This is a genomic window from Actinomycetospora cinnamomea, assembly GCF_003096675.1.
In the GTDB taxonomy this organism is placed as follows: Bacteria; Actinomycetota; Actinomycetes; order Mycobacteriales; family Pseudonocardiaceae; genus Actinomycetospora; species Actinomycetospora cinnamomea.
In genome coordinates this window covers 279670-294968 of the sequence record NZ_QEKW01000002.1, presented here as the reverse complement: position 1 = coordinate 294968, position 15299 = coordinate 279670, and the positions used below count along the sequence as shown (strand labels likewise).

Sequence of the window (15299 nt, the reverse complement as noted above, 5' to 3'; positions counted from 1 at the left end):
AACGCCCGCGGCCTCGCCGCGTCCCCTCCGCGGTGGAGCGGGCGGGGGATGTGTCAGCGGTGGGCCATCGCAGACACTGGGCGTCCGCAACGCCACACGCTCGACCGGGGCTCGGTGCCGCGGCGACCCGGAGGTGCCCCGTGACCACCACCCCGTCGTCCGAGCTGTTCGCCGCCATCCGCGCCGCGCTCGCCGACGACACCGAGATCGCCCTCTCCACCGACCCGGAGGTCCGCGACCGGATCATCACCCGCGCCGCGGTCATCGCCGCCGTCGTCGCCGCCGAGCACTACCGCCCGGCCGCCCCGGAGGACGGGCCGTGAGCGCAGACGGTCACGGCCCGCTCATTCGGGCGCGGCCGCCCGTGCCCGCCCCACCACCGGCCCCCCGCCCGGCGGCGCGTCGGGAGCGGACCAGCGCCGCTCCGCCGAGGAGCACGGCGGCGAGCCCGACGACCACCGCCAGGACACCCCCCACGATCCCGTGGCCGGTGCCGGGGCCGCCGTCGGCGGCGGCCACCACGACCGCGCCGACGACCGTCGCGACGAGGCCCGCCGCCAGGGCCACGATCGCCCGGTTCCTCCGGGCACCACGGCCGGAGCGGACCAGGGCCCACCCGCCGAGGACCACGCCGGCCAGTCCGACCGGCATCGCCACCAGGGACCAGAACCGTCCGGGGGTGAGGGTGTAGGCACCGACGGCCAGCAGTTGATGGACGGACATGAGGTGCTCCTCGTCCTCGCGGGCTTCGACACGGCCGATCGTCGCCCCGTCCCCCTGGCCCGGACGTCGTCCCGGCGCCGACATCCCGCCCTGCCGGCCGCGCCGTAGCCCGCTGCCGCGCGCGCCGCAGGAAGCACGGACATACCGCCCGCGCAGTAGACGCCCGATGGTCCGCGCGCGGGAGTCGCCGACGCGCGCACGGCGCTAGCGTGCTCCCGTGGGCCGGGGGTGGACGGGGGTCCGGGACGGGGCGATCGCCGTCGGTGTGGTGGCGTTCCTGCTGGCCGCCGAGCTGCTCGGCCAGCACCCCGCGACGGAGCTGGCCCCGGTCGGCTACCTGCTCCTGATCGCCGGGGGGCTGTCCCTGGTCGCGAGCCGGCGGGCTCCCCTCGTCGTGCTGGCCGTGACGGGGTCGTGCGCGCTGGGTCAGCTCGCCGTCGGGTTCGAGGTGCCGGCCGTCGCGTTCCTGGTCGCGGTGTACGCCGCCGTGCGGGCGGGGCACCGTGTCGTCACGATCGCGGCGTCGGTGATCATGCTGGCTGCCGTCCCGCTCGCGATGCTGGCCTCTCCGCGCGGCTGGCCCGTGGGCGAGGCGCTCACCCAGGCGCGGGACGTGCTCCCCCTGGCCTGGCTGGTCGCCGCCGGAGCGGCCGGTGAGGCGCTGCGACAGGCCGAGCGCCGGGCCGAGGACGCCGAGCGCACCCGTGAGGAGACCGCGCGCCGGCGCGCCGACGAGGAACGGCTGCACATCTCGCGGGAGCTCCACGACTCGCTCACCCACCAGATCTCCGTGGTCACGGTGCAGGCCGAGGTCGCCGTGCACCTGGCCCGCAAACGCGGGGAACAGGTGCCGGAGGCCCTGCTCGCGATCCGGGAGGCCGGGCGGGAGGCGGCTCGGGAACTGCGCGCGACACTGCAGGCGCTGCGTGACGACGGGACGGACGGGAAGAACCCGCCGTACGGGCTGGACGACATCCCGGAGCTCGTGGAACGAGCTCGGACGTGCGGTCTGGACGCGACCCTGACGATCGAGGGACATCGACACGACGTCCCGGTCGCCGTGCACCGGACCGCGTACCGGATCGTCCAGGAGTCACTCACCAACATCACCCGGCACGCGGCCGCGGCCAGGACCAGGGTGCTGATCGACCACCGGCCCGACGCCCTGGTCGTCCGCGTCGACGACGACGGACCAGCGACCCCGTCCTCCCCGCCGGTGCCCGGTGTCGGGCTGCTCGGCATGCGGGAACGGGTCACGGCGCTCGGTGGCTCGCTCACCGCGGCACCGCGCGGCGGGGGCGGGTTCAGCGTCCACGCCGAACTCCCGACGGGGCACACGTCGTGATCCGCGTCCTCCTGGTCGACGACCAGCCGCTCATCCGCAGCGGGTTCCGCGCGCTGCTCGACGTCGAGGACGACATCGAGGTGGTGGCCGAGGCCGGCGACGGTCGCGAGGGCGTGGCGCTGGCGCGCGAACACCTGCCCGACGTCGCGCTCGTCGACATCCAGATGCCGGGCGTCGACGGCATCGAGGCCACCCGCCACATCGCGGCGGACCCGGCCCTGGCCCCGGTGCACGTCGTGATCCTGACCAACTACGGCCTGGACGAGTACGTCTTCGAGGCGCTGCGGGCCGGCGCGGCCGGGTTCCTCGTGAAGGACATCCTGCCGGAGGACTTCCTGCACGCCGTGCGGGTCGCCGCACGCGGGGACGCCCTGCTGGCCCCGTCGATCACCCGCAAGCTCATCGACCAGTACGTCACCCACCCACCGGCCACCCGGAGAGACACGGCGCTGCGGGAGCTGACCCACCGGGAACGGGACGCGGTCGCTCTCGTCGCGCACGGCCTGTCCAACGACGAGATCGCGGACCGCATGGTGATCAGCCCGCTCACGGCGAAGACCCACGTCAACCGGGCCATGACCAAGCTCCACGCTCGCGACCGCGCGCAACTGGTCGTCCTCGCCTACGAGACGGGTCTGGTCACCCCCGGGTCGTCCTGACGGCAGCGGCCCGGCGGCACCGGCACCCGCCGGTCAGCTCCCGGACGAGGCCGCCGGACGCGTGACGTCCGGGGAGGTGTCCAGGCCGTGCTCGGCGGCGTGCTGATCGAGCTCGGCGAGCAGCGCCCGGGAGGTCTCGGTGGTCCGCCCGGACTGGTGCTCGAGGTAGACCGCGGCACCGAGATCGTGGAGCAGGGCGTCGCCTCGACGCTTCGCCTGCATGGCCTCGACCTTGGCCTGACCCTTCGCGGCGGCGTCCATGCTCTTGCGGGCCAGAGCATCGGCGCCGGTCTGGACCTTGTCCCTGAGACTCATGGCGCAGCCCTTCCGGGGTGTGGGGCGGAGGCAGCCGACCCACGGGTCATGGGCCGCCGCTCCCCGCGTCGTGCACGCCGTCCAGCCAGCCCCGTGAACGCCGAGTCCCTCAGAGTCCAACGGTCCGTCTCGCGCCACCACTCGGCCCTGACGCGTCCCGACCTGCCGGTGCCGCACCGACCGGTGAGGCCGCGAGTGGACTCACCCCGGTGCCGCGGGGGTCGCCCGCGGCACCGGGGGAGGTCTCAGCCGACCCGGATGCCGGCGGGCAGGCGGGTGCCCTCGCCGCCGAGGGGGTCGGAGTCGCACGCCCGGTCGGGTCGGCGCACCGACAGCGTCAGCGGGACCGGCTCGCGGCGATCCCGCGGCGTCGTGCGGTGCGAGTGGTCCAGCGACGGCTTGGGGATGACCCGCTGCGGATCACCGTCCACCTGGAGCTTGGCCAGCTCCCGCTCGCCGTTGCCGAGCACGCACTCCGGGTCGGGGCCGTCGAGCGGCAGGCCGGTGAAGAACTTGGCCGCCATGCACCCGCCCTGGCAGGCGTCGTAGTGCGAGCACTTCGTGCACGCCCCGCCCGACTGCGGTCCGCGCAGCTCGGCGAACAGCTCGGAGGACTTCCACACCGTGTCGAAGCCGCCCGGCGAGCGGACGTTGCCCGCGAGGAACTGGTCGTGGATGGCGAACGGGCAGGCGTAGACGTCGCCCACCGGGTCGATCAGGCACACCACGCGCCCGGCCCCGCACAGGTTGAGCCCCGGCAGCTCCTGGCCGTACGCGGAGAGGTGGAAGAACGAGTCACCGGTCAGGACGTCCTCGCCGCGGGCGACGAGCCAGTCGTAGAGCTGGCGCTGCTGCTCGCGGGTGGGGTGCAGCTCGTCCCACGAGTCGGCGCCGCGCCCCGACGGGCGGAAGCGGGTGATCCGCAGCTGGGCGCCGTAGCGGTCGGCGATGGCCTTGAAGTCGTCGAGCTGGTCGACGTTGTGGCGGGTCACCACCACGCTGATCTTGAACTGGCCGAAGCCCGCCTCGTACAGGTTCTCCATCGCCCGGATCGCGGTGGCGTACGAGCCGGGGCCGCGGACGTGGTCGTTGACCTCGGCCGTCGCGCCGTCGAGGGAGATCTGGACGTCGACGTAGTCGGTGGCCGCGAGCTGCGCGGCGCGAGCCTTGTCGAGCTTGACCCCGTTGGTGGAGAACTTCACGCCGACGTCGTGGGCGATCGCGTAGTCCAGCAGCTCCCAGAAGTCGCTGCGCACCGTCGGCTCGCCGCCGCCGATGTTGACGTAGAAGACCTGCATCCGCTGCAGCTCGTCGATGACCGCCTTGCACTCCTCGGTCGACAGCTCGCGGGGGTCGCGGCGGCCGGAGGAGCTCAGGCAGTGCACGCAGGACAGGTTGCAGGCGTAGGTGAGCTCCCAGGTCAGGCAGATCGGGGAGTTCAGGCCGTGGGTGAAGTGTTCGACGAGCTTCATGGCGCGTCCTCCCGGGGCTTGATCGTCCCCGCCTGCGCGAGGCCGGCGAGGGCCTTCAGGTACTGCTCCCGCTGGTGTGCAGGGACCTCGGCGGCCTCGAGGGCGCCATGGACGTCGGGGTGGTCGGCGAGGGACTCGACGACCCGGACGAGCGGGCGGGTCTTGAGGAACGACAGCCGCCGCGTGTGGAAGTCGTAGACGAGGGCGCCGAACGACTCCGGTCGCACCGACACCGAACCGGAGATCCGGTACGGCCGGCCGGCGTCGAAGTCACCGACGCCGGCGGGGGCTGAGCCCGAGATCTGACCCTGCGGGCCGGCCCCCGCCGCCGTCGTCGACATCAGTAGACGCCGCACATGCCGTCGATCGAGACCTCCTCGACGAGGGTCTCCTCCACCAGCTGCTCCCTGTCGGCGTGCTCGTCCTTGATCTCCATCGCGTCCTCCTCACCTGCGGGTGCCTCGGGCGCTGCGAACGCTAAGCGGCACTCGGTGCCACCCACCACACGCTCACCGGGCGGGACCCGCCCCTCCGTTCGGTGGGGGTGGGCACGACGACGACTTGGTAGGGGATGCTGGTGTGGTGACGAGGAGCGCGCGCCGGGCGCCGGTCGCCCGGCGCCTCGAGCACGTCGCGCTGGAGCTGTTCGCGACCCAGGGGTTCGACGAGACGACCGTCGACGAGCTCGCCTCGGCCGGCGGGGTCGGCCGGCGCACGTTCTTCCGGTACTTCCCCACGAAGCTCGACGTGGTGCTCGGCGAGCTCGATGAAGGACTGGCCGCGCTCGTCGTTGCGCTGGCCACGCAGCCCGGCGCCGACCCCGTGGCCGCGGCCCGCGCGGCGTTCCTCGCGGTCAACCGCTACGCCGACGGCGAGCTGCCCGCCCTGCGCCGGCGCCTCGGGCTCATCGAGGACGTGCCCGAGCTCGCCGCCCGCGCCACCGTCCGCTACCGCGACTGGGAGTCCGCGCTGGCCGGCGACGCCGCGCGCCGCTGGGACGTCGACGCCGGGTCGCTGCGCGCGCAGGTGTTCGGGCGCGCCGTGGTGGCCTCGATGCGCGCGGTGTTCAGCGCCTGGCACGCGCGTCCGGAGGCCGACGCCGCCGCGCTCGGCGGGCTGGTGGACGAGGCGTTCGACCTGCTCGCCCGGGGGTTCTCGGCGCGGTGAGCGAGCTGATCGACCTCGACCCCGACTCGACCGACCCGCCCTACGAGTAGCTGCGCGCGCGGATCACCGAGCTCGCCCGGACCGGCGAGCTGGCCCCGCACACGCGCCTGCCCGCGGTCCGCCGGCTCGCGACCGACCTGAACCTCGCCCCCGGCACGGTCGCCCGCGCCTACCGCGAGCTCGAGGCCGCGGGCGTCGTCGAGACCCGCGGGCGGCTGGGCACGTTCGTCGTCGGCGCGGACGCGGCCGCCGACCCGGCCCGCGAGCTGGCGGCGGAGTACGCCCGCCGCGTCACCGCCCTCGGCGTCTCGCCCGAACGCGCGCTGGACCTGGCCCGCGCGGCCCTGGCCGAGAAGTAGCGAGACCGGGGCCACCGGGGCGAGGGGCGCCCTGGCTGCGTCCTGCGCAGCCAGGGACACCCTCGCTCCCGGGACCGTCGCGCGCCCCCACGCAGCGAGGGACGCCTTCGCTGCGTCCCACGCAGCGGGGGACGCCCTCGCTCCTTCCGGGGCGGCGCTGCCACCTACCACGGCACCTCGGCCCGGTCCTCCCACAGTCGCCCGGTGGGCACGGGGTCGGAGAGGGTGGAGTCGCGCAGGGCGAGCCACAGGGCGGTGTCGGCGCCCTGCTCCACCGAGCGTGGCGCGTCGGGGCCGCCCATGTCGGTGCGGCAGTGGCCCGGACACGTCGCGTCGACCAGCACGCCCCGCCGCCCGAGGGCCAGCTCGTGGGCCAGGTTGCGGGTCAGCGCATTGAGCCCCGCCTTGGCCACCCGGTACGGCGCCAGCCCGCCCGCCGTGCCCGGCCCGGACATCCGCCCCAGGCAGGCGCTCAGGTTCACCACCCGGCCCCATCGCCGCCGCGCCATCCCCGGGACCAGCGCGGACACCAGCGCGAACGGGGCGTCGAGGTCGACCGCGCGCACATCGCGCCACTCGTCGAGCGAGGCGTCGAGGGTCTTCGACCGCCGCGAGCTCATCACCGCCGCGGCGTTGACCAGCACGTCGACCTCGAGGCCGTCGACGCGCGCGGCGATCCCGTCGACGTCGGCCAGGTCGTGGGGCAGCGCCACCCCGCCGTACGCGTCCACGGCCGCGGAGAGCGCCTCGGCGTCGCGCGCCATCCCGATCACGTGCGCGCCCGCGCCGGCCAGCCCCGCGGCGATCGCCCGGCCCAGCCCGCGGCTCGCTCCCGTCACCAGCGCCGTGCGCCCGGCCAGCTCGCCCACCCGCCGCAGGTTCCCTGCCGCGTCCTCGCCCACCCGCACCGACTATCACAAAATAGAGGCAACAACAGAACGATGACAACGCCGCACGATGGCCAGGCGGGGCACCTGCCCGATGGTGCAGGGCGGCCACCGTCGCCGTGGCCGGGATCACCGCATGGCCCTTCTGCGGTGACCCGCGCCACGCCTAGCGTCGCGCCGGATCACGAGGGCCCGCGCCCTCGGTACCCGGAGTCGACGAGAGGACCGCCATGCAGGTAGACGAGCTGCTCAAGCCGTTCCCGATCAAGGAATTCCACCCGTTCCCTCGGGCGCTGCTGGGGCCCGGCTCGCACGAGATGATCGGCCCCGAGGCCCTGAAGATGGGCTTCAAGAAGACGCTGATCATGACCTCGGGTCTGCGCGGCACGGACATCGTCCACAAGATCTCCGAGTCCATGAAGTGGCACGGGATCGAGACGGTCATCTACGACCAGGTCGAGTCCAACCCCAAGGACTACAACGTCATGGACTCGGTGAAGCTGTACCAGGAGAACTCCTGTGACAGCTTCGTCTCCATCGGCGGCGGCTCCTCGCACGACGCCTGCAAGGGCGCCCGCGTCTCGGTGGCCCACGACGGCCGCAACGTCAACGAGTTCGAGGGCTTCAACCAGTCCGAGAACCCGAAGAACCCGCCGCACATCGCGGTCTCGACGACGGCCGGCACCGGCTCGGAGACGTCGTGGGCCTACGTCATCACCGACACCACGACCGACCCGAACAAACCGCACAAGTACGTCGCGTTCGACGACGCCTCGGTCACCAGCCTGGCGATCGACGACCCGGTGCTCTACTACGACTGCCCGGTCGACTTCACCGCGCAGTGCGGTTTCGACGTGCTCGCACACGCCTCCGAGCCCTACGTCTCGCGGCTCAACTTCGAGCCGAGCCTGGGCAACGCCCTGCACGCCATCGAGCTGACCAACAACCACCTGCGCGAGGCAGTCTGGAACGGCCAGGACCTCCCCGGCCGGCAGGGCATGATGTACGCGCAGTACATCGCCGCGCAGGCCTTCAACTCCGGTGGCCTCGGGATCATCCACTCGATCTCGCACGCGGTGTCGGCGTTCTACGACACCCACCACGGCCTGAACAACGCCGTCGCGCTGCCCCGCGTGTGGGCGTTCAACATGCCGGTGGCCTACAAGCGCTTCGCGCGCATCGCCCAGGCCATGGGCGTGGACACCACGCACATGACCGACGTCCAGGCCGCGGAGGCCGCGCTCGCCGCGTCCATCCGCCTGCTGCGCGACGTGGGCATCCCGGAGAAGTTCACCGACGTCACCCAGGACTCGTACTCCAAGAACCGCCTGGGCAAGGGCCCGACGAAGTTCTACGAGAACGAGAAGACCATCACGGGCAACGACGCCGACGTGGACCGCATCACCAACCACGTCCTCGGGGACGCCTGCACCCCCGGCAACCCCAAGGAGTGCACCTTCACGACGGTGCGCCCCGTCGTCGACCACTGCCTCAACGGTGACCTCGACGACCTGCTGAGCTGACGCGTCCCGGGGCCCGGCGGAGGGAAGTCCTCCGCCGGGCCCCGGTGCGTCCCGCACCTCCGGCCGGGACCGCCCGGCCGGCCCGGCACCTCCAGAGAGGACACCCCCGCGTGAGCACGACCGTCGACACCGCGACCGACCACTCCCCGTGCGGAGGCTCGGGAGACGAGGACTTCCCGTTCGGATCGGTCGACGAGGTCGTCGACGCGCTCGCCGCGCAGGGCTACATCGCGGACCGCCGCCTCGCGACCACCGTCTTCCTGCTCACCCGTCTCGAGAAGCCGCTGCTGCTCGAGGGCCCGGCCGGCGTCGGAAAGACCGAGCTGGCCAAGATGCTCGCGCTCGCGACGGGCCGGCGCTTCCTGCGCCTGCAGTGCTACGAGGGCCAGGACGAGACCAAGGCCCTCTACGAGTGGGACTACGGCAAGCAGCTGCTCTACACCCAGATGCTGCGCGAGAAGATCAGTGAGATCGTCCAGGACGCCCCCGACATCAAGACCTCGGTCGAGCGCATCGCGGCGCAGGACAGCGTCTTCTTCTCCGAGGAGTTCCTCGCCGAGCGCCCGCTGATGGAGGCCATCCGCTCCGACGAGCCGGTCGTGCTGCTCATCGACGAGGTCGACCGCGCCGACGAGGCGTTGGAGGCGGTGCTGCTCGAGACCCTCGGCGAGTACCAGATCTCGGTCCCGGAGGTCGGCACGTTCTCGGCCAAGAACGCGCCCTACGTCATCCTGACCAGCAACAACACGCGCGACCTGGCCGCCGCCCTGAAGCGTCGCTGCCTGCACCTGTTCCTCGACTACCCGACCGCCGAGCGCGAGCTGGAGATCGTGCGCTCGAAGGGCACCGGGCTCCCCGAGGCCGCCGCGCGCGAGCTGGTCGAGGTGGTGCGCGGGCTGCGCGAGCTCGAGCTGCGCAAGGCGCCGAGCATCTCCGAGACGATCGACTGGGCCCGGACGCTGGCCGTGCTGGGCGTGGACGAGCTGTCGAGCTCGATCCTGTCGGACACCGTGAGCGTCGTCGTGAAGTACGACAAGGACGTCACCAAGGCCCTCGGCGCGCTGCCGAAGCTCGTGGACCCGAACGCCGAGATCGACGACCACGGCCACGGCCACGGCCACGGGCACGGCCACGGGCACGGCCACGACGACGGCCACTCCGCGGGTCCGGCGCCGGCCACGTCCCGCCGCGTCGACGACGACGCCGACGACGGCCCCGACGGCCGGGCCGTGCGCGCGGCGAAGGACCAGGAGGGCCGCCACGCCGGTGTCTACGGCGCGCCGGGGCGCGAGTACCAGGAGAAGGCGCGCTCCGGCGAGGCCGAGCCGGCCAAGAAGCGCCCGGTCAGCTCGGGCCAGGGCAGCCGCTCGTTCGGCGCCGGTCTCGGCAAGCGCCGCGCGCTGTAGCGCCGACCGCGAGAGGAGGCCCGCGTGGAGGCCAGCATCCACCGCTTCGTCCGCCTGCTCCGCATCCGTCAGGTGCGGATCTCCACCTCCGAGGTCCTCGACGCGATGCGCTGCGCGCGTGAGCCCGGGGTGCTCGCCGACCGCGAGACGCTCAAGGCCGCGCTGCGCGTGGCGCTCGTCAAGGACATCCGCGACGAGCACACCTACGACGAGATCTTCGACGCGTTCTTCGCGCTGGTGCGCATCGGCGCCGAGGACCGGGGCCACGGCCACGGGCACGGGCACGAGGACCTGTCCGACGACGGCGTCCTCGAGGACTTCACGCTGTCCGAGGAGCCGAGCGAGACCCCCCAGCAGGGCCACGACCACGGCACGCCCGTCGACATCAAGGAGTTCTTCGACCCCGAGGACATGGCCCAGCAGTACAACCTGCACCAGGAGGCCAACAAGATCGACCTGGCCGCGATGACCGACGAGATCGTCTTCTCCAAGGACGGGGCCACCGACCAGACCGGCACCGGCGAGAAGGTGCAGATCGAGACCGACCGTCTGCACGGCGGCGGCCTGCCCGGCGACATCGCCGCCGCATCGGGCACGAAGGTCGACGCCGACCTCAACGTCGCTCAGCAGGAGGCGCTGCTGGGGTGGCTGCAGGGCGTCGAGGAGGACGCCGAGGGCGCCGCCGGAGACGAGACCGACGCCATGGCGCTGCGACGCCGCCTGGCCGGGATGCTGGAGAACCTCCCGGAGGCCATCAAGCGCCACCTCGAGCGGCTGCTCGAGATCGAGCAGCGCATCGTCGACGACGGGACGGGCGGCGAGGACGCCCGGCGCGCCGAGGTCGACCGGGCCGAGGAGCACGAGCGCCAGCAGCTCGAGGACTCGCTGCGCCGGCTGGCCAAGACGCTGCACGGCGCCCTGACCCACAAGCGCCGCGAGTCGCCGCGCGGGCGCATCGACCCCGGCCGCACGATGCGGCGCAACATGCGCTTCGACGGCGTCCCGTTCCGGCCCGTGACGGTCGCGCGCACCGAGGACAAGCCGCGGCTGGTGATCCTCGCCGACGTCTCGCTGTCGGTGCGCGCCACCGCGCGGTTCACCCTGCACCTGGTCCACGGGCTGCAGGACATGTTCGGGCAGGTGCGCTCGTTCGCGTTCGTCGCCGACCTCATGGAGGTCACCGACCTGTTCGCCGACCACACCGTCGAGGACGCCCTCGGCCTGATCTTCGGCGGCGACCTGCTCGACGTCGACGCCAACTCCGACTACGGGACGTCGTTCGGGACCTTCCTCGAAGACCACGGGTCGGCGGTGAACCGCCGCTCGACCGTGATCGTGCTGGGCGACGGGCGGGGCAACGGCAACGACCCGAACACCGACGCGTTCGCCGAGATCACCCGCCGGGCCCGCGAGACGATCTGGCTGACCCCGGAGCCGCGCTACTCCTGGGGGCTCGGGGCGTGCGACCTGCCGCGCTACGCCGAGTACTGCGACCGCATCCGGGTCGTGCGCGACCTCACCGGACTCTCCGAGGTCAGCCACGACATGGCGGCCGAGATGATCGGGCGATGAGGGTGGGTGGGGGTCCGCCGTGACCGGCGTCCGCGACGTCCCCGCGGGCACTGCGGGCACCGTGCGCATCGACCCGCTCGCCCCGTCGCACCCCGGGCGCTGGGAGGACGCCCGGGTGGTCGTGTGTCACGTCGACCGCGCGCCCGTCCCCGTGCGCCTGGTCGCGGCCCGCCCGCCCGAGCGCGTCACCGAGCACTTCGAGGTCCACCTGCCCGGCGACCGGCTGCTCGTGCTGCACCGGCTGCGCCCCGACGAGCTCGACGACGACATCGCCGGGCTCATCGCCGGCGAGCTCTCCGGCCTCGTCGCGTCGGCCGGCGACTTCGAGCGGGTGTTCACCGGCGTCGTCCGCTCGACCATCAGCGACCCGCTGACGGCGTGGTCGACGTTCTACGCCAACAGCCTCGCCGCGCTGCGCTCACCGGCGCACCCCGTCGACCCGACGGTGGCCCCGGAGTCGTCGCTGGCGGCGTTCGCCCCGGTCCACGAGCGCGTTCTCTCCGAGCTCCGCGGGCGGACGGTGCTCGACGTCGGCTCGTGCTTCGGCTTCCTGCCGCTGCGGCTGGCGCAGGAGGGGTTCGAGGTCGTCGCCACCGACCACACGCCGGGGACGATGGGCCTGCTCGGCGCCGTCGCCCGCCGCCGCGGCGAGCCCGTGCGCACCGTCGTCGCCGACGCCCGCACCCTGCCCGCCGCCGACCGCTCCGTGGACACCGTCACCGCGGTGCACCTGCTCGAGCACCTGCCCGCGGCCGACACCGTCCCCGTGCTCGACGAGATGCTCCGCGTCGCCCGGCGCCGCGTCGTGGTCGCCGTGCCCTACGAGGACGTCCCCGAGCCCGTGTACGGGCACCTGAGGACCTTCGACCACGCCGCCCTGCACGCCCTCGGCGAGCGCTCCGGCCGCCCCTTCACCGTCGCCGACGACCACGGCGGCTGGCTCGTGGTCGAGGTGGGCTGACGCGGCCGCGGGATGGAGCGAACGGGCTGTTCGCTGCTTCTACGCGCGCGAAGTCCCCGTTGATCATCGCGACTCGGGGTCGGGTCAGACCGGGCACCCCCGCCCACGCGCCTTGGCCTGGTCGTCGAGGCGGAACATCGGGCCGGTGTCGGTGGGCTCGTCGTAGTACCGGTGGAACACCGGGGTGAGGCCGCCGGAGATCGGCGGGACGATCCAGCTCCAGTCGACGGGGCAGTGGCGCCCGGCCGCCTCCTCCTTCTCCACGAAACGCAGGAAGCGCTGCGACTCGCCGTGGTGATCGGCGAGGGAGACGCCGGCCTCGTCGAAGGAGTGCTGGACCGCGGCGGTGAGCTCGATGGCCGCGCGGTCGCGCCACAGCGTGCGGTCGCTGGAGGTGTCGAGCGCCATGGCGTCGGCGACCTCGGCGAGCATGTCGTAGCGGTCGGCGTCGGCCAGGTTGCGCGCGCTGATCTCGGTGGCCATGTACCAGCCGTTGAACGGCGCCGCCGGGTAGGAGATGCCGCCGATGTCGAGACGCATGTTGCTGATGACGGGCAGCGCGTGCCAGCGCAGGCCCAGCTCGGCGAACCACGCGTGCTCGGGGTGGTGCAGGTCCACCTCCATCACCGCATCGCGGGGCACCTCGTGCACCTGCGGACCGGCCGCGGCGTGCTCCCCGCCGCCGGTGACGACGAGCGGGAGGACGTCGAAGCGCCCCATCGGGCTCGGCGGCAGCCAGCCCAGCGAGCGGGCGGTGTCGGTGAACCCGACGTAGCGCGGGTCGCCGAGCACCCGCCCGCCGGCGCGGTAGCCGGCGTAGCGGATCAGCTGCTCGTTCCACACCCGCGGTCCCGGGCCGGACGGGCCGTCGGGCGCGAAGATCGTGATGGTGGAGCGGATGCGCCCGCGACGCGTGGCCTCGCGCAGGTGGCCTACGCACTCGGCGGCGACCTCCTCGGGCGCGGTGACGTGCCGCCGGTCGCGCAGGTGCAGGCTGCGCCAGTAGAGCCGCCCGATGCAGCGCGCGGAGCTCCGCCAGGCCACCCGCGCCCCGAACTCGAGCTCGTCGTGGGTGTGGACGTAGGTGCCGGTGCGGTCGATCTCCTCACGGACCGCGACGATCCGCGGCTCGACCGGCCCCGACGCCGGGTTCTCGGTGTGGAAGAGCCGGAGGAACTCCTCGGCCTCGTCGGGGTCGACACCCCGCACCGCGGTGGGCCCGGCCTCCGGGGTCGCCGGCGCGTCGTCGTCACCCTCGCGCGGCGAGGGCGGGGGGTTGTCGGTGGGCACCACCGGGTCGCCGGCGGCGACGGGGGTGGGGACCCGGGGTCCGGGACGGGGCCGGCCGTCCCGCGGATGCGGGGTGGGGACCAGCTGGTCCCCGGTGCCGACGACGTCGATCGCCACGCCGCGCGTCATGCCACCTCCGAGTCGTCGTGCCGTCCCGTGCGGCGCGGTACCCACTGTGCCGCCCCGTCGCCGGGAGCGGATCTCGCCGTTCGGATCAATCACTCGGGATCGCGTCCGAACCCTGATGGTCTGTTCGGCGCAGCAGCGCCCCGACCGCCACCGCGGCGAGGACCGCCACGGCGACCGAGAACACCACGCCCGCGGTCGTGAGACCGAAGCCCTGCGCGGCCGCCCCGACGCCGATGACCGGCACCGACAGGGCGACGTAGACGACCACGAAGAAGCTCGAGGACACCTCGGCGCGCTGTTCGGCGGGGCTCGCCGCGCCGACCGCGCCGAGGCCCGCCCGGAAGCTCGCGCCCTGGCCGAGCCCGGCCACCACCGCGGCGGCCACGAGCACCGGCAGCGACGCGAGCAGCAGCGCCAGCGCGATGCCGAGCGCCCCCACCCCGAGCACCGCCGAACCCCCGACCAGCGACGTCCGCTCGCCCAGGCGCGCCGACGCCAGCTGCCCGACCGTCGACGCGGCCAGCAACGAGAACACGACCAGACCCTCGACGGCGTGGTCGCGGATGTCGAGCACCTCGCCCAGGAACGACGGCGACACCGACGTGAACAGGCCGAGCACCGCGAACCCCGCGAACCCGGCGATCACCGCGCGCACGAACACCGGGCGCGCCGCCGCGGGGACGCGCAGCCGCTGCGGGCGCAGGCTCGCCCCGCGCCACCCGCCCGCACCCGGCACCGGCTCGGGGATCAGCGCGACGCCGACCGCGGCGGGCACGAGCAGCAGGAGCGAGGCGACGTAGGGCAGCGCCAGCGGCGCCGGGGCGTACTGCGCCAGCACACCGGCGACGACGGGCCCGAGCCCCAGGCCGCCCATGTTCACCGCCGCGCCCACCAGCGAGGCGCGGGCGCGGCCCTCGTCGGGCACGAGGTCGAGCAGCGTCGCCGTCGCCGTGCCCGTGTACACCCCGGCCGAGAGCCCGGAGAGCACGCGACCGACGAACAGGCCCGGCAGGTCCAGCGGGGCAGGGAGCGGGGCCAGGAACGCGACCGCCGACAGCGCCGAGAGGCCGAGCCCGAGGAGCAGCACCGGTCGACGGCCGATCTGGTCCGACAGGCGCCCCAGCAGGAGGAGCGCGGCGATCACACCGACGGCGTACGCGGCGAAGATGACCGTGACGAGCAGGCCGCTGTAGCCGTATCGCTCCTGGTAGATGGGGTAGAGCGGCGTCGGCAGGGTGGTACCGAGCATGGTGACCACGAACGAGTACGCGACGACCACGAAGGCCACGCGGCGTGCCGTGGACGGCTCCGCGCGCGTCCCGGCGCCCCGTGTCGGCTCCACGTGAGCCCACTGTAGAGGGTGCTCCGGACACGTCACGCACACACCGGAGGTCCCGGGGCCGCCGCGTGGTGATCGAGAACACCGGGTCGTCCGTCGTCGGTCGAACGCGTCTGGCACCCTCTCCGGTCGACAACGTGTGATGGCTTCGT

General features: G+C 73.6%; 17 protein-coding genes. 9 read left to right on the top strand and 8 right to left on the bottom strand.

Annotated features, from left to right (window positions below; all coding sequences use genetic code 11):
- Positions 1-140 precede the first annotated feature (140 nt).
- Positions 141-323 carry a hypothetical protein gene (locus C8D89_RS06130; protein WP_116707187.1) on the top strand — a complete coding sequence of 61 codons (183 nt, stop codon included), beginning with the start codon at positions 141-143 and terminating at the stop codon, positions 321-323.
- 10 nt (positions 324-333) lie between these two features.
- On the opposite strand, the gene C8D89_RS06125 is transcribed toward C8D89_RS06130, so the two are convergent.
- Positions 334-723, bottom strand: a complete 390-nt coding sequence (locus C8D89_RS06125) for a DUF6223 family protein (protein ID WP_116707378.1) — start codon at positions 721-723, stop codon at positions 334-336.
- A 217-nt stretch (positions 724-940) separates the two neighbouring features.
- On the opposite strand from C8D89_RS06125, the gene C8D89_RS06120 reads away from it, so the two are divergent.
- Together C8D89_RS06120 and C8D89_RS06115 are read left to right on the top strand one after the other, a co-directional pair.
- Entirely contained in the window at positions 941-2068 is a 1128-nt protein-coding gene (locus C8D89_RS06120; protein ID WP_116707186.1) for a histidine kinase, read from the top strand.
- Positions 2065-2727 (top strand): response regulator, encoded by a 663-nt coding sequence (locus tag C8D89_RS06115; RefSeq protein WP_116707185.1) that lies wholly within the window; start codon positions 2065-2067, stop codon positions 2725-2727. The genes C8D89_RS06120 and C8D89_RS06115 overlap by 4 nt, the downstream gene beginning before the upstream one ends.
- A 33-nt stretch (positions 2728-2760) precedes the next feature.
- Here C8D89_RS06115 and C8D89_RS06110 read toward each other — a convergent pair whose 3' ends face one another.
- The 4 genes from C8D89_RS06110 to mftA all read right to left on the bottom strand — a co-directional run bounded on the left by C8D89_RS06110 (position 2761) and on the right by mftA (position 4950).
- A complete protein-coding gene (locus C8D89_RS06110) occupies positions 2761-3042 on the bottom strand; it encodes a hypothetical protein (RefSeq protein ID WP_207787085.1) in 282 nt (93 codons plus the stop codon).
- Between the two features lie 245 nt (positions 3043-3287).
- Positions 3288-4514, bottom strand: coding sequence for a mycofactocin radical SAM maturase (gene mftC, locus C8D89_RS06105; RefSeq protein ID WP_116707183.1), 1227 nt, complete (start codon positions 4512-4514; stop codon positions 3288-3290).
- Positions 4511-4855: a mycofactocin biosynthesis chaperone MftB gene (mftB, locus tag C8D89_RS06100; protein WP_116707182.1), complete on the bottom strand. Its 345-nt coding sequence runs from the start codon at positions 4853-4855 to the stop codon at positions 4511-4513. Before mftB ends, mftC begins: the two co-directional genes overlap by 4 nt.
- Complete coding sequence (gene mftA / locus C8D89_RS06095) at positions 4855-4950, bottom strand: mycofactocin precursor MftA (RefSeq protein ID WP_116707181.1); 96 nt, start codon at positions 4948-4950, stop codon at positions 4855-4857. Before mftA ends, mftB begins: the two co-directional genes overlap by 1 nt.
- Before the next feature lie 146 nt (positions 4951-5096).
- Between mftA and C8D89_RS06090 the strand changes: the two genes are divergently transcribed.
- Complete coding sequence (locus C8D89_RS06090) at positions 5097-5681, top strand: acyl-CoA-like ligand-binding transcription factor (protein WP_133251826.1); 585 nt, start codon at positions 5097-5099, stop codon at positions 5679-5681.
- A gap of 50 nt (positions 5682-5731) precedes the next feature.
- Complete coding sequence (locus C8D89_RS06085; protein WP_341477309.1) at positions 5732-6040, top strand: GntR family transcriptional regulator; 309 nt, start codon at positions 5732-5734, stop codon at positions 6038-6040.
- A 164-nt stretch (positions 6041-6204) separates the two neighbouring features.
- Here the strand turns inward: C8D89_RS06085 and C8D89_RS06080 are convergent, their stop codons facing one another.
- Positions 6205-6942 carry an SDR family NAD(P)-dependent oxidoreductase gene (locus C8D89_RS06080; protein WP_207787084.1) on the bottom strand — a complete coding sequence of 246 codons (738 nt, stop codon included), beginning with the start codon at positions 6940-6942 and terminating at the stop codon, positions 6205-6207.
- 215 nt (positions 6943-7157) lie between these two features.
- Here C8D89_RS06080 and mdo point away from each other — a divergent pair, with 215 nt between their 5' ends.
- The 4 genes from mdo to mftM all read left to right on the top strand — a co-directional run bounded on the left by mdo (position 7158) and on the right by mftM (position 12389).
- Complete coding sequence (gene mdo, locus C8D89_RS06075; RefSeq protein WP_116707179.1) at positions 7158-8450, top strand: NDMA-dependent methanol dehydrogenase; 1293 nt, start codon at positions 7158-7160, stop codon at positions 8448-8450.
- Between the two features lie 110 nt (positions 8451-8560).
- A complete protein-coding gene (locus C8D89_RS06070) occupies positions 8561-9856 on the top strand; it encodes an AAA family ATPase (protein WP_116707178.1) in 1296 nt (431 codons plus the stop codon).
- Positions 9857-9880: 24 nt separating this feature from the next.
- Positions 9881-11428, top strand: a complete 1548-nt coding sequence (locus C8D89_RS06065) for a VWA domain-containing protein (RefSeq protein ID WP_116707177.1) — start codon at positions 9881-9883, stop codon at positions 11426-11428.
- Between the two features lie 19 nt (positions 11429-11447).
- Positions 11448-12389, top strand: coding sequence for a mycofactocin oligosaccharide methyltransferase MftM (gene mftM, locus C8D89_RS06060; RefSeq protein WP_207787083.1), 942 nt, complete (start codon positions 11448-11450; stop codon positions 12387-12389).
- A gap of 84 nt (positions 12390-12473) precedes the next feature.
- On the opposite strand, the gene C8D89_RS06055 is transcribed toward mftM, so the two are convergent.
- Both C8D89_RS06055 and C8D89_RS06050 read right to left on the bottom strand, forming a co-directional pair.
- Positions 12474-13808 (bottom strand): nitric oxide synthase oxygenase, encoded by a 1335-nt coding sequence (locus C8D89_RS06055; RefSeq protein ID WP_116707176.1) that lies wholly within the window; start codon positions 13806-13808, stop codon positions 12474-12476.
- A gap of 85 nt (positions 13809-13893) precedes the next feature.
- The gene (locus tag C8D89_RS06050) at positions 13894-15150 is read right to left on the bottom strand and encodes an MFS transporter (protein ID WP_243417887.1); all 1257 of its coding nucleotides are present in this window, start codon (positions 15148-15150) and stop codon (positions 13894-13896) included.
- Positions 15151-15299 lie beyond the last annotated feature (149 nt).